The sequence below is a fragment of the Pseudomonas sp. FP2335 genome, assembly GCF_030687535.1.
GTDB lineage: Bacteria > Pseudomonadota > Gammaproteobacteria > Pseudomonadales > Pseudomonadaceae > Aquipseudomonas.
In genome coordinates, this window is the sequence record NZ_CP117437.1 from 2416393 (window position 1) to 2436486 (window position 20094).

A 20094-nucleotide genomic window follows, 5' to 3' on the forward strand; every position below is an offset into this window, starting at 1 on the left:
CCAGGAGTGAACTACGCCATGGCCAACTTGTTTTCTCGGTTTTTCGAGCTCTTCATTCCCGCTCGACACACGCCGATCTACTTGCCCGACTCGCCCACGGCGCAGAGCCGCTCTGCTCATTCAACTGCGCCTGCGCCAACACCGTTACCACTGAAGAACTGGAGCCATCCCTTCAAGGACAAAGCTCATCCGCTTCTGCAACTGACCCAAATGGCCAAGGCTGCAGCAGGTTACTACCCCGTGGGACGCAATGGCCTGTGGCACGGTGGCGTGCATTTCGACGGTGGCACTGCGGGGACTCTGGATCAATCCGGCGTGCATTGCCTGGCCGATGGTGAAGTGGTGGCTTATCGCATCGATCAGCACTCGCCCAGCACGACCTACTTCTTTGAACAACTGACGGTGAAAAAGCCGTTTTCACGCAACTTCGTGTTGGTGCGCCACCGTCTTGAGGCGCCCAAAATCGAGGGCAGCCCAGACACCCCGCCAAGCCTGGTGTTCTACAGCCTGTACATGCATTTGCGCGACTGGGCGGTGTACCAGGCGGATCCGGCCATCGTACGGCCGGGATTCTGGCCCGAGGCGCAAACGCGTCGGGTCAAGGCCACGGCAAGCGATACCCACCCCGATTATCCCGGTCAGCAGGGTCTGAGCGTGTTCGGCCAGAGGCGACGTGGCAAAGCCCTGGCCCTGTTGCCTCGGGGCATGGAAGTGACGGTCAGCGGGGAAGGGGAATACCGTAAGGTGGAGGGCACCGATGGCCCTGACGTGTTGAAAGATGCCGACGGTCGCCTGCAAGGTTATGTGGCCTATGAATATCTGGTCGCGTTTGGCGAGGACGTGTATCGGATCGGGGCCAGTGCACTGAATGTCCGCGCCGCAGCGAGTGCCAATAGCGACGTCCTTATGCGCTTGCCCCAGGGCACGGAAGTCTGTGTCAGCGGTGAAGGTGCCTTCCGTAAATTGGAGCGCGTAAACCAGTATGTTCACGCCGACTCTCTGGAAGGCGAGCGCGAGCCGGTAGCGGATCGCATCGTTGTCCTCCAACCGCCCATCGCGATCAAGGCCGCCGACTTGATCGGTCACATCGGCCTATATCAAGACTGCACTGCTGATTACCCGGAAGAAAAACTGCATCTGGAAGTGTTCAGTGGCGATGACGTGGAAACCTTCATCGAGGATTGCCGCGCCTGGGCGGGGCGACTGCCGGCGAGCAGCAAAACCTGGCTGAAACTTGCCAAGGACACTGCCGTGGTGGCGCATCAAGCGTACTTCAGTGCAACACAACCACCGTCTCTGAACGCGGCCAACACCCCCAGCGATGCTGATTTGTGGGTGCCCAAAAGCCTGCTCGACGGGTTTCCCTCTGAGAAAAAAATCCAGGTAGCGGCGATGCCGGGTCGCAAGGCCTGCAACTGGTATCGGCTGGAAGGCCTGCTTCACGACGCAGACGGTAACCTGCTCGACGGTTGGGTTTGCGAAGAAGTCGGCGTCACTCCTTGGGTCAGTCCCTGGTCATGGGATGGCTTTGAGGTGATCTTCAACTACGACACGCCGCGCCAGGCCCTTGCCTCCTTCTTGCGTGCGGCCAACCGTTTAAGTGCAGAGCAAATCGAACACCACGGCGCCTTGGCGGACATGGCGGATACCGGCCCGCTCAAGACGCGGCTCTACGACCTCATCGACCGCAACCGCGATGGGAGCATGAGCGCCGAAGAGTTGCAGTCCGCGATGGCGTTACCGGCCCATGCGCAGTCATTGGCGCAACTGATCATCTTTTATGAAAGCGAGTGGCGTCATGCCCCAAGTAAGTGGGATGGGTTGGACGAGATATTGGGGCATAACGGCTCGACACCGCAGCTGAATTGGGTGGCGGAGAAGAGACGGATCAACGCGATGAGTTGGTGGGATGAAGTGGCGGTTGGGGTTGGGCTGCCAGGGCATGGGCAGGTTTATCACTTGCATCCGCTGGGGTTGGTGGGGAAGTTCTATACAAGCAAACATAAAATCACAGTAGAACTATTAGAGAAGATAACTGGTAAATCGGGTGGCTGGTTCACCGGGAAAGGCGCAGGCCGCGCATTTGCTGAAATGTTCAAAGTAAAGTATCCGCAAATATATAACTATGATAAGTCCCGGTTTGTTGGTGAGCTGAATGATGCACTTGAGCGGTACGGGATCATAACGCCACATCAACAGGCGCACTTTGTTTCGCAATGTTTTCATGAGTCTGCGGCCTTCGAGACGACAGTTGAATTTGGTTCCGGCGTGCAGTATGACCCTGGAAGGCATTCGAGTGCAGTGGCTAACGGTAATACAAAGGTTGGTGATGGTCCGAAATATAAGGGTAGGGGCTTGATTCAGCTGACATGGAAAAATAACTACACCTCTTACTCTAACTACCGGAAGGTAGACTTTGTAGTGGATCCGGAAGCGCTAGCTTCCAATATGTTTAATGCGATAGACGTTTCGTGCTGGTATTGGCGGTTTAGCGGAGCTGTCACTAGGAAATATGACGCGCGGGGCGATATTAACGTTTTGGTAGATCATGAGCCTGGCAACGTTCAGCTAGTAACTCGCGCAGTGAATGGCGGTGACAATGGTCTGCATGAGCGTATGAAAATATATGAGGAAATTCGGAAAGAATGGGGACTTTCATGATGCAGGTTACGACGTATGTGTTGAGGGTGTTTGGGGTCGTACTTTTTTGTGTTTTTTCATGTGTAAGCTATGGGCAGGCAGAGTCGCCTGTCATTAGCGTAATTAGTCGTGTGCCACTCTTGTTGTCGGTTTCCGTGAAGGGAGAAACGTTCGCGGTGTCTCCATCACAACAATTTATGCGCGACGTTTTTGAGATGTATGAGGATGTGTATGTTGAAGATATAACTGGTGATGGTGTGGCAGAGGTGTTTTTTCGTTTGGAAGGGCGCGGCGCTAATGCGTGCTACAAAGTATTGACTTACATAGAACGTAATAGGTCTCTAGATGAGTTGCTTTTTTCTGGGGGTGATCTATGCAATTACAGGGTGGAAAGTGGTCGCGTTGTGAGTTCTTATAAGAATGGTGCGGTGTGGATTGAGGATGTTTACTTTTTTCGAGGTGGGAGGTTTTTGATTGAACTCTCGGATAGCTGTTTAGGGTGTGGTGAGGTGACGCGCAGAGCGCACAGGCGTGATGGTTCATTTTCTACCTTCTTAGTGTCCGATGATATGAGTGTCGAGGCTAGAGCTCCATTTGTCGCTGAAGTGAAGTCTCTAAGGGCATGGGTTTTTTCCTCGCCAGAGGCTGCAGGGCCAACCGAAAAATATCTGATGGCGGGAGATAAAGTTACTTTTTTGAATGTTGAGAGTGTGGGCGGGGAGGAATGGGTTGAATTTAGGTTTTCAAAAGATTCCGACCCTGAGGGGTGGTTGAGGTGCAGCGATGTTGGTGGGTGTGATTTTGGTTGATTTATACTGTGAAATTAAAGTGTCGGGGTTGGTATAGAGGCGAGTATAAAAATGGTTAAGTATCTGATTTTTGTTTTTTTCTATGTTTTTATGTTGCCGGCACTTGCGCATGAGCGCTCATGTGATGAAGTTGGCGGTGGGCGGGCTTATCGACCAGTCGAACTTGACGGAGTTGTTGCGTGCTTTGTATACGTGGAAATACCAAAGGAAAAACAAGAGCAGCTGTCGCGTGACCCTGACGGTATTGCGGCTTACTCAGTATCTAAATCTGAGGGGGCGATGCTTGTTTATGAGTTTCCGTATGCAGGGACAAAGGGCAGGATTAATGATGTGTTTTCGCTTTCTGTTGGCGATGTAGGCGGGAAAGTGTTGTTTGTGATTCATAGTGTAGAACCACCAAAGTCCTGGGATGTTGCCAGTGATATTTACGATGTGGCTGTGATGAGGGTTCAAGTCGGTCGACTTGTTAAAGATGAAAAGCTTTCTCGGTTTTTTAGTCTGGGGGGGGACTTGCTTGGTGCGCATGGGAGAAGTGGTTATATATATCCCTATAAGGAAAGAAGTGCAGTGGTTGGCGTTGTGCGCTCTCCACTGTTTGATTTTTTATCTGCGTCTTCCCCGGTGGTTGGTGTGGTTAAAGAAAAAACATTCCTATATAGAGGAGGTGTAGAGCCTTCCGAGCAAGACCCGAAGGGCATGTATTTGATAAGCGGCGATGAAGTGATGCTTGAAGATTCAACGGCAGGCTGGTGCAAGATTTTGTATTTGGGGGGAGGAAAGGAAATCAAGCGATGGATGCAATGCAAGTCAGCGACTTTCAGCAAACGCTAAGTTGCCAGCGCGATTGCTGCTGGTCATTGTTGGTTTAGTCAAGTCTTTAATTTCTACTGGTCGGAAGTTTCCATGAAAAACATCATCCGCATCGGCGATAAAACAACCAGCGGCGGCACAGTTCTATCAGGCTCTACCACGATGATTTTCAGGGGCATAGGCGCGGCACGCCAAGGCGATCTCGTAAGTTGCCCAACTCCTGGTCATGGTCAAACGGTTATTGCCGAGGGGCATCCCGCATTCCGTGACCATGGTCTTCCGGTCGCCTTCGATGGGCATCGGTGTGCTTGTGGCTGCGCGTTGATTTCGTCACTGCCTGCCGTGAGTGCGCGTTAGTCATGCCTGTCAGGTTGGATCAAGTGCCTGCTCAAGCTTCCAGACCCGTTCGGCCGGGGAAAGGGTGGTGGTTTGCAGGTTTACCGCTGTTTCTGCTCTTGCTGGGTGTGGGTGGGGTGTTTTTATTCGGCGCTCAACTACTGCGTCAGAACCCGATTGGTTTTCTGGGGCTGGCGGTGGGTATTCCACTGTTTGGTTGGTGTCTTTTGGGGTTTGGACGTGCCTTGTTGTACCTGTGGCAACAGCAAGTTGCCGATGGTTGGGATATGGCCCGCGAAGAGGATCTTGTTCACAAACTCCGGCGCGGTCGGCGTGTTCTACGGGTGTTGGCGGCGAACCATCACTGGATCGCGGGTAGTACCGAAGAAGCCCCTGGGCTGAGGCTACAGAGAGTACTGACGCAAGTACTTGCTGACCTTGTACAGGTGCTGGAACAGGTGCCTGGAAATACGCCATTGGCCGTATTGTTCGAAACAGAGAGTGCTCTGCCGGAGGCTGTGTCGCGACAAGCATGGCGACAAGCGTGGAGCCTCTGCGGAATTCGGCAGTCGGTGGTTCCTGTTCAGAGTGGCGGCCTGGATGCCTTGGACTATTGGCTGGACCATCGCATTGCTGATCAGGCGTTGCTCTTGGTGGTAACGGTTCAGTTCATGCCGGCACAGCCGGAAGGCAAGGCTGAAGTGGCGACCGGGACATTGTTCGCAAATAGCAGGGCGCATCAGGCGTTGCCTTACAAAGCCTGTCTGCATCGCCCGGAACAGGCGCGTGAGGCAAATGACGATGCTTTGCTTTATGCCGCACGCCAGGCACTGGAATGGGCGCCGTTGGATGCGCAACCCGTCGAGCAGATCTGGCGAGTGGGAGTTGATACCGAGGCAGGTTCGCAGTTGCTTGCGGTATTGGACAAAGTGCCGATTCCGGCAATGCACAAGAAAAGATTTAACGACTTGGATGCCTCACAGGGTAACCCAGGCAGAGCATCACCTTGGCTGGCGATTGCCTTAGCCACCCAGGCTATCGAGTGCGGTGTCGGATCGCAGTTCATCTTTAGTGGTGACGGCAATGGAGCGCATGGGCTCTGGTGCATGGTTTTGACACCCATGGAATCATTTTCGAAGTAGGAATTTCGGATGCAATTTCGACGGATTGTTTGGTTAGTCGTTCTATTGTCCGCGCTGCTATTGGTCGGTGCGGCACTGGGCATATTGCTTTGGCGTTATCCCGAATTAGTCGGGATACGGCCCGGCAGTGTTGGGCAAATCATCGGTTTGTGGTTGATGTCGGCTACGACTTTACTCTTGATGGCGTTCTTGGTGGCCTACCATTTTCTGGGTCATCAGTTGGGGCGTTCGGCTTACCAGCGACAGGCGCCAGACGACATGTCCGAAGGTGTTGTCACTGAGCCTCGTGATATTCAGCAGGCGCAGTGTGTCGATTTGTTGAAAAAGCATTTGCATGATCGTTATGGTTTTTTCTGGCGTCGAAAGGTGCGCCTGATGTTGGTGGTGGGTGAGCCTGAGCATATTGAGGCTGTTGCTCCCAATCTTGGCGCGCAACGTTGGCTGGAAGGCCGGGATACCGTCCTGTTATGGGGCGGCCGTGCTCAAGCAGAGCTGAGCAAGTCGTTCGCTTTGCAATGGGTAGGGCTGAGCCGCTGGCGCGCATTGGACGGGGTCATCTGGGCACTGGACCAGGTGCGTTGTGTTGATGACGCCTTGATGAGCACAGGTACAAGCCAATTGCAGCAATTGGCTCAAAGCCTGAGTTGGCAGTTACCGTTGCATTTTTGGCAGGTTTGCAACAGCCACTGGCCTCAGGGAGCGCACAACTTGCAACCCGTGGGTTGTCTGTTGCCGACACGACTTGATGGCCACGTGATGCAGGGCTGTTTGGAGACTTTGCTGGTGCCCCTGCGTCACATCGGCCTATCCAACATACACGCTGATCTAAACCACGACTTCCTACTACGCCTCTCCCGCGACCTGCACTCGGAAGGGATTACCCGTTGGCGCCAAACACTTGCACCGCTACTAGGCAGGCGTCCCCACGGCATACCACTGCGCGGCCTATGGTTCAGCCCACCCATCCAACCCGTCGAAAACTGCCCCAAACACATCTGGCCCGTCCCCCCAGCCTGGCAAGGCATCGTCAACGACAAACCCGCGCCGCGTCGCCTTGGCTGGAGCGCGCCCCGAATCGCCTACACCCTGGCGCTATCCATGACCCTACTGTGGACCGCAGGCCTGCTCCTGTCTTTCAGCCAAAACCGCACCCAGATCAGCCGCGTCCAAACCGTTCTCCACGCCCTGCAAACCACGCCCCAAGGCGACGCCCAACTGTTGGCCCTCAACGAGCTGGTCGACGAGCTGGCCCGCCTGGATTACCGCGCCGTTCACGGCACGCCTTGGTATCAACGTTTCGGCCTCAATCAAAATCAATCACTGCTGGCAACCCTCTGGCCCCACTACGTCGAAGCGAACAACCGTCTGATCCGCGACCCCGCAGCCGCCATCCTGCACCAGCAGCTCTCGGCGTTGCTCAAACTGGCTCCGGACAACCCGCAGCGGACAGCCGGGGCTTACGCCCAACTCAAGGCTTACCTGATGATGGCGCGTCCGGAAAAAGCCGATGCCGCCCTCCTGCTCAAAACCCTCAACGAACTGGAACCCGCTCGCGCAGGCATCCCCCCCAACCTGCGTCAGTTCTACGCTGAACACTTATCCGCCAACCCCTCCTGGCGCATTCCGCTCGACCCCCGCCTGGTGGCGCAAGTCCGCCAGCTTCTGCTGCTGCAACTGGGCCAGCGCAACGCCGAGGCGAGCCTCTATCAGCAAGTCCTCGATGATGCCGCCAATCACTATCCCGATCTGGGCCTGCACCAACTGGTTGGCGACACCGATGCCTTCGCGCTGTTTGCCACCGATGCCAGCGTGCCCGGGGTCTTCACCCGGCAGGCCTGGGAGGGGCAGGTGCGCCAAGCCATCGAGCGGATTGCCGAGGCACGGCGTGAGGAAATCGACTGGGTGCTCAGCGACAAACCGACGGACCTCGATTCCCGGCTGAGCCCGGATCAACTGCGCGAGCGCCTCACCGAGCGTTACTTCCAGGACTACGCCAGCGCCTGGCTGGGCATGCTCAACAGTCTGCGCTGGCAGGCTGCGGGCAGTCTGGATGAGGTGATCGACCAGTTGACGCTGATCAGCGATGTACGCCAATCGCCGCTGATTGCGTTGATGAACACCCTCGCTTACCAGGGGCAGGCGGGGGCGCGGACGCCAGCCCTGGCGGACTCATTGGTGAAGTCTGCGCAAAAGCTGATCGGGCAGGACAAGGCGCCGTTGATCGATCAGTTGGCCGATGTGCCCGGCAGCCCGCTGGACGCGACCTTCGGGCCGCTCCTGGCGCTGCTCGACAAACGCAACGATGACGGCCTGAGCCTGCAAACATTCCTCACCCGCGTGACCCGGGTGCGCCTGACATTGCAGCAAGTCAGCACCGCGCCCGACCCGCTGGAAATGACCCAGACCTTGGCGCAGAGTGTGTTTCAAGGCCGCAGTATCGACCTCACCGACACCCAGTCCTACGGCAGCCTGCTGGCCGCCAGTCTTGGCGCAGAATGGGGCGGCGTGGCGCAGACGTTATTTGTGCAGCCGCTGGAGCACGCCTGGCAGCGCGTGCTGCAACCCTCGGCAGCCGGGCTCAACAGCCAGTGGCAGCGTTCGATCGTCAACCATTGGGACAGCGCCTTCGCCAGTCGTTACCCGTTTGCGGCCAGCGCCAGCGACGCCTCCTTGCCCATGCTCGGACAGATGATCCGCGCCGACTCCGGACGTATCGAACGCTTCTTGCAGCAACAATTGAGCGGCGTGCTGCGCAAGGAGGGCAATCGCTGGCTGGCCGACCCACGCCACAGTCAGGGCTTGCGCTTCAACCCGCAGTTCCTCAGCGCAATCAACCAACTCAGCGATCTGGCCGACGTGCTGTACACCGACGGCGGCATGGGCCTGCGCTTTGAACTGCAAGGCAAACCGGTGCGCGATGTGGTGCAAACCCGCTTCATTCTCGATGGCGAACGCCATGATTACTTCAACCAGAAGGAGAGCTGGCAGCGCTTCAACTGGCCGGGGCGTAGCGATTATCCCGGTGCGAGCCTGAGCTGGACCAGCGTGCACAGTGGCGAACGCTTGTTCGGTGACTTCCCCGGGACCTGGGGCCTGCTGCGCCTGCTGGAGAAGGCCCAGGTCACGCCGCTGGACGATGCCGACAGCCGCTACCGCGTGGTGCTCAAGGCGCCGGATGGCTTGAATCTGGTTTGGCATCTGCGCACCGAACTGGAGGCCGGACCATTGGCGCTGCTCAAACTGAGGGGGTTCAAATTGCCCCGGCAGATTTTTCTCGGCGAGCGCGGGATCGACACGCCGTATGCGCAAAACGGGAGCTTGCCATGAGCCTGCGAACCTTGATCGATCGCTGCCTGGGAGGAGGTGATGCACCTTCCTTCGCCAGTGCACAGATGAGCCACTGGCAACCCTGGCTGTTGCCCATCAGCGCTGCATCCAGCGTCGGCGAAGACCCGGCCTATCACGACGACTTCCAACGCATGCGCGAAGAGGTCAACAAACTGTCGGGGGCCGATGCCGAACAGGTCGCCGAGCTGGCGCAGAACCTGTTGCTCCATCGCTGCAAGGACCTGCGCGTGGCCACCTATTACTTATGGGCACGCCTGCACAAAGACGGCGAAGCCGGCCTGGCCGACGGCCTGTGTTTGCTCGCGGCCCTGGTGGAACGCTTCGGCGCCACGCTGCTGCCCGCCAGGCCCAACAGCCGCAAGCTGGCATTGGAATGGTTGGCCAGTGGCAAGGTGCTGGACCTGCTGTTGCTGTACCCGGAAGTGGTCAAGGCCGAAGCCAGCCGTACCGCCGCAGCATTGGCCTGGCTGGAGCGGGGCGTGACGGCGTGGCCGCAGGCGCAGCGGCCGCTGCTGGGCCCGTTGTATGACGCGTTGAGCGCCAGGCTCGCGCAGTCCGGCGGCATGGATGCACTGGTGCCGCAGAACAGCGCCAGCCCGACGTCGCCTGCACTGCCCGCGCCAGTCATAAGATCCGGGCGCGACCTGCTGGACAGCGGCCGTGCACTGGCCGTTTACCTGCGCGAGCAACCCCAGGGCTGGCTGGCCGCCCACCGCCTGATGAAAAGTCTGCGCTGGGACACGGTGCATCAGGCGCCGCCGCAAGAGATCAATGGCAACACGCGCCTGGCGCCGCCGCGTGCGGACTACCGCGCCCAGCTCAAGCGCCTGTACCTGCAACAGGGCTGGACCGAGCTGCTCGATCAGGTCGAGCGGATTTACGCCGAGGGCGTGAACCATTTCTGGCTCGACCTGCAGTGGTACCTGTACCAGGCCCTGAGTCGGCAACCGGCGCCGCAGGATGGCTGGGCTGATATTGCCAAGCGCGACCTGGGCATGTTCCTTGAGCGCCTGCCGGGGCTGGAAGAACTGCGCTGGAACGACGGCAGCCCGTTCGCCGATGAGACCACCCGTGAGTGGATCGCCCAGCACGTCAGTGGCAATCGCCCCCAGACCTGGATTCCGGTTGCGTCCGCCGCGCCCACGACGGACCCCGACGACATCCTGCCCCTGGAAAGCGAAGCACTGGCCCAGGCCGACAGCGACGGCGTGGACCAGGCCCTGGCCTGGCTGGCGGCGCGCCCAGGCATCCACACCGGGCGTCAGCGCTGGCTGTTGCGCCTGTTGATGGCGCGTGTCGCCGAACAGCATGGCAAGGGCGAGCTGGCCATCCACCTGCTGGGCGAACTGGATGCCACCGCGCAACGTCAGGCCCTGGCCGAGTGGGAGCCCGACCTGCATTTCGAGGTCAAGGCGCGCCTGCTCAAATTGCTGCGAACCAAAGCCCAGCGCAACGACGCCGACAAACCCACCCTGGCCCGCAGGATGGAGGCCTTGCAGGCGGCGCTGGTGGCCATCGATCCGGTACGCGCTGCCGTGCTGTGTGGCTGAACCTCAACAATCAGGATGATAGTTATGGACATGGACAATCTGACATTGCGCTACTTCGACGCCGAAATGCGCTACCTGCGCGAAGCCGGCAAGGAGTTCGCCGACGCGTTTCCCGACCGCGCTGCCCAACTCAACCTGGACAAGCCAGGCGCGCAGGACCCTTATGTGGAGCGCCTGTTCGAAGGCTTCGCGTTCTTGATGGGACGCCTGCGGGAAAAACTCGACGACGATTTGCCGGAGCTGACCGAAGGGCTGGTCAGCCTGTTGTGGCCGCATTACTTGCGTACGATTCCATCGTTGTCGGTGGTCGAACTGGCGCCTGAACTCGAACAGATGAAACGCAGCGAGCAGATCGCCCAAGGCTTCGAAGTGTTGTCGCAACCGATCGGGCCACAACGCACCCGGTGTGGTTTCACCACCACCCAGGACCTGACCCTGCGGCCGCTGGCCCTGACAGCGCTGGGGCGCGGCTACGAAACCGACGGTCGCTCGCGCCTGCGCCTGCGTTTCGCCTGCGGGCCGCAGGCCGACTGGAGCCAGATCGACCTGAGCCGCCTGCCGTTGTACCTGAATGCCGATGCACCCCTGGCCAGTGCGTTGCATCAGGCGCTGACCCTCAACGTCCAGGCCCTGTACCTGCGCTGGCCAGGCCAGGCCGAACGCCAGCCGCTGGCAGCGCATTTCAGTGCCAAGGGCTTTGCCGATGAGGACCGGCTATGGCCCAAAGGCGATAGCGCCTTCAGCGGCTACCAGTTGCTGCTGGAGTATTTCGCCTTTCGCGAGAAATTCATGTTCGTGACCCTGTGTGGCCTGGAGCAATTGCAGATCACACCCGGCACCGCCTGGTTCGAACTTGATGTGGTACTGCGCGAGCCTTGGCCGCACACGTTCGACTTGAACAGCGAACACATCCGGCTGCACGCCGTGCCGGTGATCAATCTGTTTGCGCTGGAAGCCGACCCGTTGACCCTGGCGCCCCTGCAAACCGACTACCTGCTGCGGCCGATGCGCTTGCAGGACGGGCATATGGAGATCTACTCGGTGGACCAGGTCACTGTCTCGGAAAACGCCGAGCGCCAGGATTACGTGCCGTTCACCAGCTTTCGTCACAAGGGCGGCATGCTGCGCGCCGATGCGCCGGAGCGGTATTTCCATACACGGCTCAAGCGCGCGCCCAATGGCCTGCACGACACCTGGCTGATCCTCGGCGGCGAGGGCTTCGACAAGGACCGCCTGCTCGAACACAAAAGCCTGTCGCTGCGCCTGACCGGCACCCACGGCCAGTTGCCGCGCAAGGCCCTGCAAAGCACCTCTCTCGACAGTGTGGTGCAGTCCACCCAGGTCGGCTTGCGTGTGCGCAACCTGTGCGCGCCGACCTTGCCCTGCTACCCGCCGAGCCGCGACCGCTTTCACTGGCGGGTGCTCAGTCACCTGGGCTCGAATTTCCTGCCAATGCTCGATAACGCCGAAGTGCTGCGCGGCACCCTGGCGCTGTATGACTGGACGGGCAGCGAGCTGAACCGCCGGCGCCTGGCCGCGATTGTCGAAGTCAGCCATCACCTGGTCCAGCGTTTTGACAAGGGCTTGCTGCTGCGTGGCGTGGACATCGAAATCGTCCTGGATGCCCGCGGCTTTTCAGGGGAGGGCGACATCAGCCTGTTTGGCGAGATGCTCAACCGTTTTTTTGCCCTCTACGCTGATGTGCATCTGTACACCCAGCTCACGCTGGTCCTGCAACCGACTGGAAAGTGCCTGCGATGGAACGAGAACCACAATCAGCGTATTCCCGGCTGACCGCCAGCGGTTTACTGGAGGCCATGGCAGCGCCGGTGGCCGAGGCCAACCTGTATCGCTTCTGCCAACTGCTGGAACAGGTGTTGCCCGGCCACCCGCCCTTGGGCAGCACTGCGCACCCGGGCGATGACGTCGTGCGCTTTCGGCCCGACCCCGGCATGGGGTTTCCGGGGGGCGAACTGCGGGCGATTGAAAGCGCGGGCGAGCACCCCGAGCGCCCGGCCACGGTACGCACCCGTTTGCTCGGGTTATACGGGGTGGATTCGCCCCTGCCCAGCGCCTACCTGGATGACATCGCGCAACGCCGTGAAGGGCATGAAGCGCTGCAAGCCTTCCTGGATATTTTCAACCACCGGATCTTCACCCAGTTCTATCGGATCTGGCGCAAGTATTCCTACCCGGCCACGTTTGAAGCGGGCGGCGCCGATGCCACTTCGCAGTGCCTGCTGGGCCTGGTCGGCCTGGGCATTCCGGGCACCGCTGCGCAGATCGGTACGCCGGTTTCGCGTTTTCTGGCCTTGCTCAGCGTGATGCGTCTGCCCACGCGCAATGCCGAAGGCATCGGCGCATTGGTCAAGTTGCTGGCCCCCAACACCCTGGCGCAAGTCACCGCGCATTGGCCGCAGTACATCGTGCTCGCGCAGCCAGCGCGCCTGTGCACGCGGCGCCCGATGCGCCTGGCACAACAGGCGCCGTTGGGGCCGGTCGCCCGTGATGCCAGCAGCCAACTGCGCCTGGCGCTGTATACCGAAGACCCACAGCAAGCCCGCGACTGGCTGCCCGGCGGGCAGTTGCACAGCGATCTGCTGGTGCTCCTGCGCGTCTACCTGGGGTGGCGCTGCACCGCGAAGCTGCAATTGACCCTGCCGCTGCGCAGCCTGCCGACGCCAGTACTGGGTCGCGCGCCGCTGCGCTTGGGCATGACCGCCGTGTTGGTGCCCGGCGGCGACGCCCAACCGCAGCAACGCCTGACGATCAACTTGGGCCGCTATCAAGGCCTGTCGATAAACCCTTGCAACCGGGAGACACAGCATGTCGCGTACCCTTTTTAGCCTTGTGATGCTGGCGCTGCCCCTCGCCGGGTGTGGCCTGGCCCAGACCGTGGCGGACGGCACGGCGTCCGCCGCCCAGGCGATTTTCTACAAGCAGGTGAAAACCCTGCACCTGGATTTCAGCGCGCGCGCAGCCCTGAATACCGACACCGCCGACATGAATGCGCTGTCGCTGCCGACCCTGGTGCGCGTGTACCAGTTGCGTGACGACACCGCTGTAGCGCGGGCGACCTACGAAGGCTTGCTGGGCGATGACGAGCAACTGCTGGCCGGCGCATTGCTGGACAAACACACCCTGGTGGTGAAACCCGAGGAGGGCGCACCGCTCAGTGTGCCCCTGCACAAGGACGCGCGGTTCGTCAGCGTGGCGGCCTTGTTCCGCAGCCCGGATACCCGCGCCAACAGCTGGCGCCTGACCTTGGCTCGCGATGAACTGGACCCCGAGCGGGTGCGGGTCATCGAGTTGGGAGACAACCGCTTGCGCCTGCGTCCGTTGGCAAAGGACTGAACCATGGGCGAATCCAACCCGTCGTTGTACGAATTGCTGCTGCAGAACTTTGCCGGTGAGTTGCCGCTGCATCAGGTCAGCGAAGCACACCAGCACACCCTGTCAGTCCTGGACAACCTGCAGCGCATCCTCAACAGTCGCGCCGGTGCCCTCAGCCATTTGCCCGACTACGGCCTGCCGGACATGGGCCTGATCCTGCAAGGCCTGCCCGCCACAGCCCACAGCCTGATCGGGATCATGGGCGACACCTTGCTCACTTATGAACCGCGCCTGGCGGCAATCGCCATCGAGCTGTTGCCCCAGGCGCTGCCCGGGCACCTTGAGTACGCCCTGGAGCTGCAATTGAAGGATGGGCAGCGCGTGAGCGTAGGCACCACCCTGGCACCCACGGGCGACGTCACGCTGCGGGCGTTGAAACCGGGCGCCGCCCCAGAGCGATAAGGAGCACCCCATGAGCGCAGTGTTTGAAACGCATATCCAGGTCGGTGGCGACCCGCGGCACCTGGCCGAATTCACCGCCGTGCACGCCGAGATGGCCAAGCTCGGCCATCCTGCCCGCCCGGATGTGGACTGGGCGAGGGTGGAGCAGGGCTGTCTGGCGCTGTTCCAGAGCAATGGCGTGGAGCTCAACAGTGCGTGTTTCTACACCTTGGCTCGCGGCCAGCGCCACGGGCTGGAGGGCATCGTCCAGGGCGTGGTGCTGCTCACGGCGTTGGTGGGCGAGTGGTCGCGCTTGTGGCCGCCGATGGTGATGGTGCGCCAGACCTTGCTGGAGTGGTTGTGCGAGCAACTGCAACGGTTGGTGCGCAGCCTCGCGGGGGTGTCGCCAAGCGTGAGCGTGCTGCTGCAGTTGGACGTTGAATTGGCGCGTTTGCAGGCACGTCTGCTGCCGCTGCTTGGCGGGCCGTTATTGACGTTGGAGTCGCTACGCCAGCAGGTCGGCCAGTTGAGCCAGCGCTTGGAGCCGCAACGGCTGCCAAGCGCAATGGCCCCGGCGTGGCCAGCCCCCGTGGTGATCCTGCCGCCGCCAGCCCTGCCAATGCGCAAGCCGCGCCGGGGGTTGTGGCTGGGCGCCGGGGTGCTGGCGACGGCCATGGTCACCGGGCTGTGGCTCAGCGGGGCAGACAGTGACAAGCCGTCCCTGCCCGAGCCGATCCGGCTGGACAGCCTGGCGCTGTTCGACCCCGGCAGTTCAACCCTCAAGCCCGGTTCGACCAAAGTCCTGATCAACGCCTTGGTGGGCATCAAGGCCCAGCCGGGCTGGCTGATCGTCATCGCCGGGCACACCGATGCGAGTGGCACCGTCGAGCACAACCTGGCTCTGTCCCACGCCCGCGCCAGCGCCGTGCGCGATTGGATGCAACGCATGGGCGACCTCGCCGACAGCTGCTTTGCCGTGCAGGGGCTGGCCGCCAGCCAACCGATTGCCAGCAACCAAACCGAGGCCGGGCGCAGCGCCAATCGGCGCGTGGACATTCAACTGGTGCCGCAGGTGGGCGCGTGTGAGGAGCCCGCACGGGCGCAGGAATAACCCGCGCCGCAGCCTGAATGCGACTTGTCCGCGCTTCCCATGTCACCCCCCCCATCGGTCAAATCCCTTAATTTTCCAGCCCTACCGGACGCCCCTCCAGGCGTGCGGCTGCGTCCGCATTTTTTAACCGGCACCACCCGAGCCAAGCGGCAGCTGAAAACGGACTTTCTCCTCAACCGTGACGTATCAGGCAGGTTACCTCCCATGCAGTTCAGCGAATTACTGGCAGCGATTTCCACCCATGCGATCCGTCTGCAACTGGAAGAAGGCGACCTGATTATCCTCGGCGATGACGAGGCACTGGACGACGTGTTGTGGGATCAGTTGATCGCGCACGAACCGCGCTCCCTGGCGTTGCTGCTGTCGTTGATCGCGGTGATTTCGCTGCTGTCGTACGCCCTGGGCTCGATCGTCACAGCGTTTGCCTGTTCGACGTTGATCGGGATTGTGTTCGGCTTTGTGCCGGCGAGGAATGTGGCGCGGCTGGACCCGATTGAGGCGTTGGCGCGGGACTGATCTCTTTTGGATGATAAAGATCAACTGTGGGAGCGGGCTTGCTCGCGAATGCGGTGAATCAGTCTGCATATTCAGTGACTGACACACTGCTTTCGCGAGCAAGCCCGCTCCCACACAAGCCCGCTCTCATATTTAGAACTGTGTTGGCTCAGACATCCGTGGTTTGCTCTGTTGAGTACATCCACCGCAACAACGAATGTCGTCCACTGATCCCCAGCTTGATCGACGCGCGCTTGAGGTAGCTCTCAATCGTGTTGACCTTCAACGCCAACTGCTCGGCCAACTCCGGTGCGGTACGCCCGGCCAGCAGGCCAACGCACACTTCCAGTTCACGTTTGGACAGGGTCAGCCCCGATTGCACCAGGCGCTCTTCGATGCGTCGGCGCAGGGTTTCGAGGCCTTGGTTTTGCGGCGCCGTCCCATCGTTGTCCAGGCGGCACGGCTGGATCGCGGCGATGTGCTTTTCCACCATGGGCAGCAGCAGGGTGGAAAAGTCCTGCAGCATGCTGCGCTCCTGGGCGGAGAAGTTGGCCGACTGGTGCGAGCGGTACACCGAGAGCACGTAGCGCACGTCGTCCTTGTGACGGGTGAGGTGCATTTGCGCGGCCGGTTGTTCTTCGCCCATGGTCGCCACCGAATCGGTGTAGACCGGGCTGATGGTGCGACGGGTGTGGCCGTCGGAGCTCGCTCGCAATTGGCTGATATGGGTGGCGTCCACTGCCAGTTGGGTGAGGATCAGGTCATGCAGCATGCGTGGGAAATGGCGACTGCCGGTGCTGGCGATGACCTTGCCTATATGTGGGAACAGGTGTGAGTTCATCTGCTTCGTCCATGAGTTTCGAGTGCAGGTATTCAGCCATGACGCGGCGGGAATCAACGAATGCTAGTGCGAATACCCCACAGTGAGAGCGTTTCCCGCCGAGACGTATGCTAGTACAGCCTGGCGCCGGGAAGGGGATCCAATCCGGATTAATCCAGATTAAAACCGCATAACGGTAGTCGGACCCTTCCGACCACCGTTAAGGAAACGAGCTACGGTTTATTTCAGCGCATGCTCAACCGTTGCCGTATGACGCGGCGCAGCCCGCGTGCATTTGGCCAGGGCCTGCTGCACATCCGCCAGTAGGTCGGCGATGTCTTCCAGGCCCACCGATAAACGCACCAGACCTTCGCTGATGCCGTGGTGTGCACGCTGTTCCGGGGTGTAGGTGGAATGGGTCATGCTGGCCGGGTGTTGGGCCAGTGATTCGGCGTCGCCCAGGCTGACCGCACGGGTGAACAGCTTGAGTGCATTCATGAAGCGCCGACCGCTGTCGATGCCGCCCTTGAGTTCGAAGGCGATCATGCCGCCGGACAGTTTCATCTGGCGCTGCGCCAACTCGTACTGTGGGAAGGATCGCAACCCTGGGTAAGTCACCCACTGCACGGCCGGGTGGGCGTCCAGGGCTTCGGCGACGGCCTGGGCGTTGGCGCAATGACGGTCCATGCGCAGGGCCAGGGTCTTGAGGCCGCGCATCAGCAGCGCCGCATCCTGCGGTGACATCACTGCGCCGGTCAGGTCCTTGAGCCCTTGCAAGCGGATGCGTTGCGCCAGGGCGAGGCTGCTTACGGCGATACCGGCGGTGATGTCGCCGTGCCCGCTGAGGTACTTGGTGGCCGAATGCACCACCACATCCGCGCCCAGTTCCAGCGGCCTTTGCAGATAGGGCGTGCAGTAGGTGTTATCGACCACCACGGTGATATTCGGTTGCGTATGGGCGAGGGCGGCCACGGCGGCGATGTCCACCAGTTGCAGGGTGGGGTTGGCCGGGGTTTCGCAATAAATCATGCGCGTGGCGGGGGTGATTGCGGCGCGCACGGCGGCGAGATCGGTGAGGTCGACATGGCGCACCTTGATGCCGAATTCGCCGATGCCGTGGTGCAACAGCGCAAAGGTGCAACCGTACAGAGTCTGGCTGACGAGCACTTCATCGCCGGGGCGCAGTAGGGTCCAGAACGTGGCGGCAATCGCGCCCATGCCGGAACTGAACGCCACGGCGGCCTCGCCGTTTTCCAGGGTGGCCATGCGCGCTTCGAGCAACGCCAGTGTGGGGTTGGAAATGCGCGTATAGAAGTGGCCGTTGGCTTCACCGGCAAAACACGCAGCCCCGTATTCGGCGGTAGGAAAGGCGAAGGTGGCGGACAGATAGATCGGCGGCACGAGCGCGCCGTGGTGGTCCTTGGGGTCATAACCGTGATGGATGGCGCGGGTCGAAAAGCCGAATGCATTGTGTTTATTGTTCATGTCGGGCGCTCCTTATTTCCTACAATGCTATGCTCATAACCGCAGATGAACGTTGCAAAGTTTGCTGCCAAAACACCGCCTCAAGGCATGAAAAACCGATAAAAATAAGGAATAGGGGCACATTATGCCTGTGAGTCTGGATCGCACCGACAAAGCCCTGTTAAACGCGCTGCAAGGTAACGCCCGCCTCACCGTGGCCGAGTTGGCCGAGCGTGTTTCCCTGACCACTTCGCCGTGCTGGCGGCGGGTGCGCAACCTGGAGGAGAGCGGGGTGATCAGCGGCTACCAGGCGATCCTCTCGCCCAAAGCGCTGGGCTATGGGGTGACGGCGTTCGTGAGCATCATGATGGAGAGCCATACCCAGGAAATCGCCCGTGCATTCGAGCAGCGGCTGCTGGCGATCCCGGAGATCGTCGCGTGTCATAACGTCTCGGGGCGCTATGACTTTTTGCTGGAAGTGGTGGCCAAGGACCTTGAGTCGTTTGGCGAATTTGCACGGGAAGTGTTGCAGACGCTGCCGTGTGTCAAAGAGATCTATTCGAGCTTTTCCTACAAGTCGGTGCGGCCGTTGCGGGTGATTCCCTTGCCCCAATAACGCACATACCAACCCCGTATCGAGGCGATAGGGCGGGGCAGCCTAAGCTAATTCTAAAAAGTTATTTATTGAGGTTTTTTAAGATCATTTAGATTGGTTGCTCCCACCATAGACGTTCATGGAGTGAGCCGCCGATGTCCCAGCTTCAGTCAATCACCACCTTGCCGTTGCTCGACTTGTCGCAGCTCGACGCAGGCCCGCAGCAGCGTCAGCAGTTCCTCGATGAGCTGCGGTTTGCCGCGCGGCATATCGGTTTTTTCTACCTCACCGGCCATGGCATCGACGCGGCGCTGCTGGCCGAGGTGCAGCAGCAGGCGCGGGCATTTTTTGCCTTGCCCGAGGCCGACAAACTCGCCGTCGGCATGCTCAACTCGCCACATTTTCGCGGCTACAACCGTGCCGCCTCGGAGATCACCCGTGGCCAGCCGGACCTGCGCGAACAGTTCGATGTCGGTGCCGAGCGCGAGCCCTTGAGCGTGGCGCAACACCCGGCCGCTTGGGCCCGGCTGCAAGGCCCCAATCAATGGCCGGCGGCGTTGCCTGAGCTCAAACCACTGGTGCTCGGCTGGCAGCAGGCGATGACCCAGATGGCCTTGCGCCTGTTGCGTGCCTTCGCCCAGGCCCTGTCCCTGCCGGAAAACGCCTTTGACGCGCTGTACGGCGACAAACCCAACGAACACATCAAGCTGATCCGCTACCCCGGCCGCCATGCACAGCAAAGTCGCCAAGGCGTCGGCGCGCACAAAGACTCGGGGTTCCTCAGCTTCCTGCTGCAAGACCAGCAAGCCGGCTTGCAGGTGGAAGTGGAAGAGGGCCGTTGGATCGACGCGTCGCCGCGCCCCGACACCCTGGTGGTGAACATCGGCGAATTGCTCGAACTGGCAAGCAACGGCTACCTGCGTGCCACCGTGCACCGGGTGGTCTCGCCGCCGCTGGGCAGCGAGCGTTTGTCCCTGGCGTTTTTCCTCGGCGCGCAACTGGACGCAGTGGTGCCGGTGTACCAGTTGGCGCCCGAACTGCTGCGCGACGCCCATGGCCCCGAAAGCGACCCGCGTAACCCGTTGCTGCGCGACGTCGGTTGGAACTACCTCAAAGGCCGCCTGCGCTCGCACCCCGACGTCGCCCAACGTTTTTATACCGATGCCACGCTGCCCCAAGCACTGTCCGCCTGATCAGGAG

Annotated in this window: 18 protein-coding genes; 15 read left to right on the top strand and 3 right to left on the bottom strand. The window is 60.5% G+C overall.

All coding sequences use genetic code 11. The features are described from left to right. The first annotated feature begins 18 nt into the window (after positions 1-18). From PSH81_RS10780 to PSH81_RS10800, 5 genes are all read left to right on the top strand, one after another. Positions 19-2661 carry a hypothetical protein gene (locus PSH81_RS10780; protein WP_305392492.1) on the top strand — a complete coding sequence of 881 codons (2643 nt, stop codon included), beginning with the start codon at positions 19-21 and terminating at the stop codon, positions 2659-2661. After that, complete coding sequence (locus tag PSH81_RS10785) at positions 2658-3449, top strand: hypothetical protein (protein WP_305392493.1); 792 nt, start codon at positions 2658-2660, stop codon at positions 3447-3449. Before PSH81_RS10780 ends, PSH81_RS10785 begins: the two co-directional genes overlap by 4 nt. Before the next feature lie 51 nt (positions 3450-3500). Beyond that, positions 3501-4280 carry a hypothetical protein gene (locus PSH81_RS10790; protein ID WP_305392494.1) on the top strand — a complete coding sequence of 260 codons (780 nt, stop codon included), beginning with the start codon at positions 3501-3503 and terminating at the stop codon, positions 4278-4280. A gap of 72 nt (positions 4281-4352) precedes the next feature. Further along, a complete protein-coding gene (locus tag PSH81_RS10795; RefSeq protein ID WP_305392495.1) occupies positions 4353-4616 on the top strand; it encodes a PAAR domain-containing protein in 264 nt (87 codons plus the stop codon). A gap of 23 nt (positions 4617-4639) precedes the next feature. Next, a complete protein-coding gene (locus PSH81_RS10800; protein ID WP_305392496.1) occupies positions 4640-5737 on the top strand; it encodes a hypothetical protein in 1098 nt (365 codons plus the stop codon). 171 nt (positions 5738-5908) lie between these two features. Here PSH81_RS10800 and PSH81_RS10805 read toward each other — a convergent pair whose 3' ends face one another. Continuing rightward, a complete protein-coding gene (locus PSH81_RS10805) occupies positions 5909-6139 on the bottom strand; it encodes a hypothetical protein (RefSeq protein WP_305392497.1) in 231 nt (76 codons plus the stop codon). Positions 6140-6835: 696 nt separating this feature from the next. Here PSH81_RS10805 and PSH81_RS10810 point away from each other — a divergent pair. The 8 genes from PSH81_RS10810 (at position 6836) to PSH81_RS10845 (ending at position 16036) form a co-directional block, all read left to right on the top strand. Continuing rightward, a complete protein-coding gene (locus PSH81_RS10810; protein WP_305392498.1) occupies positions 6836-9064 on the top strand; it encodes an ImcF-related family protein in 2229 nt (742 codons plus the stop codon). Then, positions 9061-10635: a type VI secretion system protein TssA gene (gene tssA / locus PSH81_RS10815; protein WP_305392499.1), complete on the top strand. Its 1575-nt coding sequence runs from the start codon at positions 9061-9063 to the stop codon at positions 10633-10635. The genes PSH81_RS10810 and tssA overlap by 4 nt, the downstream gene beginning before the upstream one ends. Before the next feature lie 24 nt (positions 10636-10659). Continuing rightward, positions 10660-12429 carry a type VI secretion system baseplate subunit TssF gene (gene tssF / locus PSH81_RS10820; protein ID WP_305392500.1) on the top strand — a complete coding sequence of 590 codons (1770 nt, stop codon included), beginning with the start codon at positions 10660-10662 and terminating at the stop codon, positions 12427-12429. Beyond that, positions 12393-13481, top strand: coding sequence for a type VI secretion system baseplate subunit TssG (tssG, locus tag PSH81_RS10825; protein WP_305392501.1), 1089 nt, complete (start codon positions 12393-12395; stop codon positions 13479-13481). Before tssF ends, tssG begins: the two co-directional genes overlap by 37 nt. Further along, entirely contained in the window at positions 13462-13989 is a 528-nt protein-coding gene (gene tssJ, locus PSH81_RS10830) for a type VI secretion system lipoprotein TssJ (protein WP_305392502.1), read from the top strand. Before tssG ends, tssJ begins: the two co-directional genes overlap by 20 nt. A gap of 3 nt (positions 13990-13992) precedes the next feature. After that, the gene (tssE, locus tag PSH81_RS10835) at positions 13993-14430 is read left to right on the top strand and encodes a type VI secretion system baseplate subunit TssE (RefSeq protein WP_226457793.1); all 438 of its coding nucleotides are present in this window, start codon (positions 13993-13995) and stop codon (positions 14428-14430) included. Between the two features lie 10 nt (positions 14431-14440). Then, a complete protein-coding gene (locus PSH81_RS10840) occupies positions 14441-15520 on the top strand; it encodes an OmpA family protein (protein WP_305392503.1) in 1080 nt (359 codons plus the stop codon). 204 nt (positions 15521-15724) lie between these two features. Beyond that, positions 15725-16036 carry a hypothetical protein gene (locus tag PSH81_RS10845; RefSeq protein ID WP_305392814.1) on the top strand — a complete coding sequence of 104 codons (312 nt, stop codon included), beginning with the start codon at positions 15725-15727 and terminating at the stop codon, positions 16034-16036. Between the two features lie 148 nt (positions 16037-16184). Here PSH81_RS10845 and PSH81_RS10850 read toward each other — a convergent pair whose 3' ends face one another. Both PSH81_RS10850 and PSH81_RS10855 read right to left on the bottom strand, forming a co-directional pair. After that, complete coding sequence (locus tag PSH81_RS10850) at positions 16185-16856, bottom strand: helix-turn-helix transcriptional regulator (RefSeq protein WP_305392504.1); 672 nt, start codon at positions 16854-16856, stop codon at positions 16185-16187. Between the two features lie 219 nt (positions 16857-17075). Next, positions 17076-18320: a methionine gamma-lyase gene (locus PSH81_RS10855; protein ID WP_192301144.1), complete on the bottom strand. Its 1245-nt coding sequence runs from the start codon at positions 18318-18320 to the stop codon at positions 17076-17078. Positions 18321-18444: 124 nt separating this feature from the next. Here PSH81_RS10855 and PSH81_RS10860 point away from each other — a divergent pair, with 124 nt between their 5' ends. Then, on the top strand, positions 18445-18915 hold the full coding sequence (locus PSH81_RS10860) for an Lrp/AsnC family transcriptional regulator (protein ID WP_192301145.1): 471 nt from the start codon (positions 18445-18447) through the stop codon (positions 18913-18915). 134 nt (positions 18916-19049) lie between these two features. Continuing rightward, positions 19050-20087: an isopenicillin N synthase family oxygenase gene (locus PSH81_RS10865; RefSeq protein ID WP_192301146.1), complete on the top strand. Its 1038-nt coding sequence runs from the start codon at positions 19050-19052 to the stop codon at positions 20085-20087. Positions 20088-20094 lie beyond the last annotated feature (7 nt).

Coding starts and splice junctions, on each gene's coding strand:
- tssG (WP_305392501.1), top strand. CDS start 12,393: ATGGAACGAGAACCACAATCAGCGTATTCCCGGCTGACCGCCAGCGGT.
- PSH81_RS10795 (WP_305392495.1), top strand. CDS start 4,353: ATGAAAAACATCATCCGCATCGGCGATAAAACAACCAGCGGCGGCACA.
- PSH81_RS10860 (WP_192301145.1), top strand. CDS start 18,445: ATGCCTGTGAGTCTGGATCGCACCGACAAAGCCCTGTTAAACGCGCTG.
- PSH81_RS10790 (WP_305392494.1), top strand. CDS start 3,501: ATGGTTAAGTATCTGATTTTTGTTTTTTTCTATGTTTTTATGTTGCCG.
- PSH81_RS10855 (WP_192301144.1), bottom strand. CDS start 18,320: ATGAACAATAAACACAATGCATTCGGCTTTTCGACCCGCGCCATCCAT.
- PSH81_RS10850 (WP_305392504.1), bottom strand. CDS start 16,856: ATGAACTCACACCTGTTCCCACATATAGGCAAGGTCATCGCCAGCACC.
- PSH81_RS10780 (WP_305392492.1), top strand. CDS start 19: ATGGCCAACTTGTTTTCTCGGTTTTTCGAGCTCTTCATTCCCGCTCGA.
- PSH81_RS10810 (WP_305392498.1), top strand. CDS start 6,836: ATGACCCTACTGTGGACCGCAGGCCTGCTCCTGTCTTTCAGCCAAAAC.
- PSH81_RS10805 (WP_305392497.1), bottom strand. CDS start 6,139: ATGCTCAGGCTCACCCACCACCAACATCAGGCGCACCTTTCGACGCCA.
- tssA (WP_305392499.1), top strand. CDS start 9,061: ATGAGCCTGCGAACCTTGATCGATCGCTGCCTGGGAGGAGGTGATGCA.
- tssE (WP_226457793.1), top strand. CDS start 13,993: ATGGGCGAATCCAACCCGTCGTTGTACGAATTGCTGCTGCAGAACTTT.
- tssF (WP_305392500.1), top strand. CDS start 10,660: ATGGACATGGACAATCTGACATTGCGCTACTTCGACGCCGAAATGCGC.
- tssJ (WP_305392502.1), top strand. CDS start 13,462: ATGTCGCGTACCCTTTTTAGCCTTGTGATGCTGGCGCTGCCCCTCGCC.
- PSH81_RS10785 (WP_305392493.1), top strand. CDS start 2,658: ATGATGCAGGTTACGACGTATGTGTTGAGGGTGTTTGGGGTCGTACTT.
- PSH81_RS10865 (WP_192301146.1), top strand. CDS start 19,050: ATGTCCCAGCTTCAGTCAATCACCACCTTGCCGTTGCTCGACTTGTCG.
- PSH81_RS10845 (WP_305392814.1), top strand. CDS start 15,725: ATGCAGTTCAGCGAATTACTGGCAGCGATTTCCACCCATGCGATCCGT.
- PSH81_RS10840 (WP_305392503.1), top strand. CDS start 14,441: ATGAGCGCAGTGTTTGAAACGCATATCCAGGTCGGTGGCGACCCGCGG.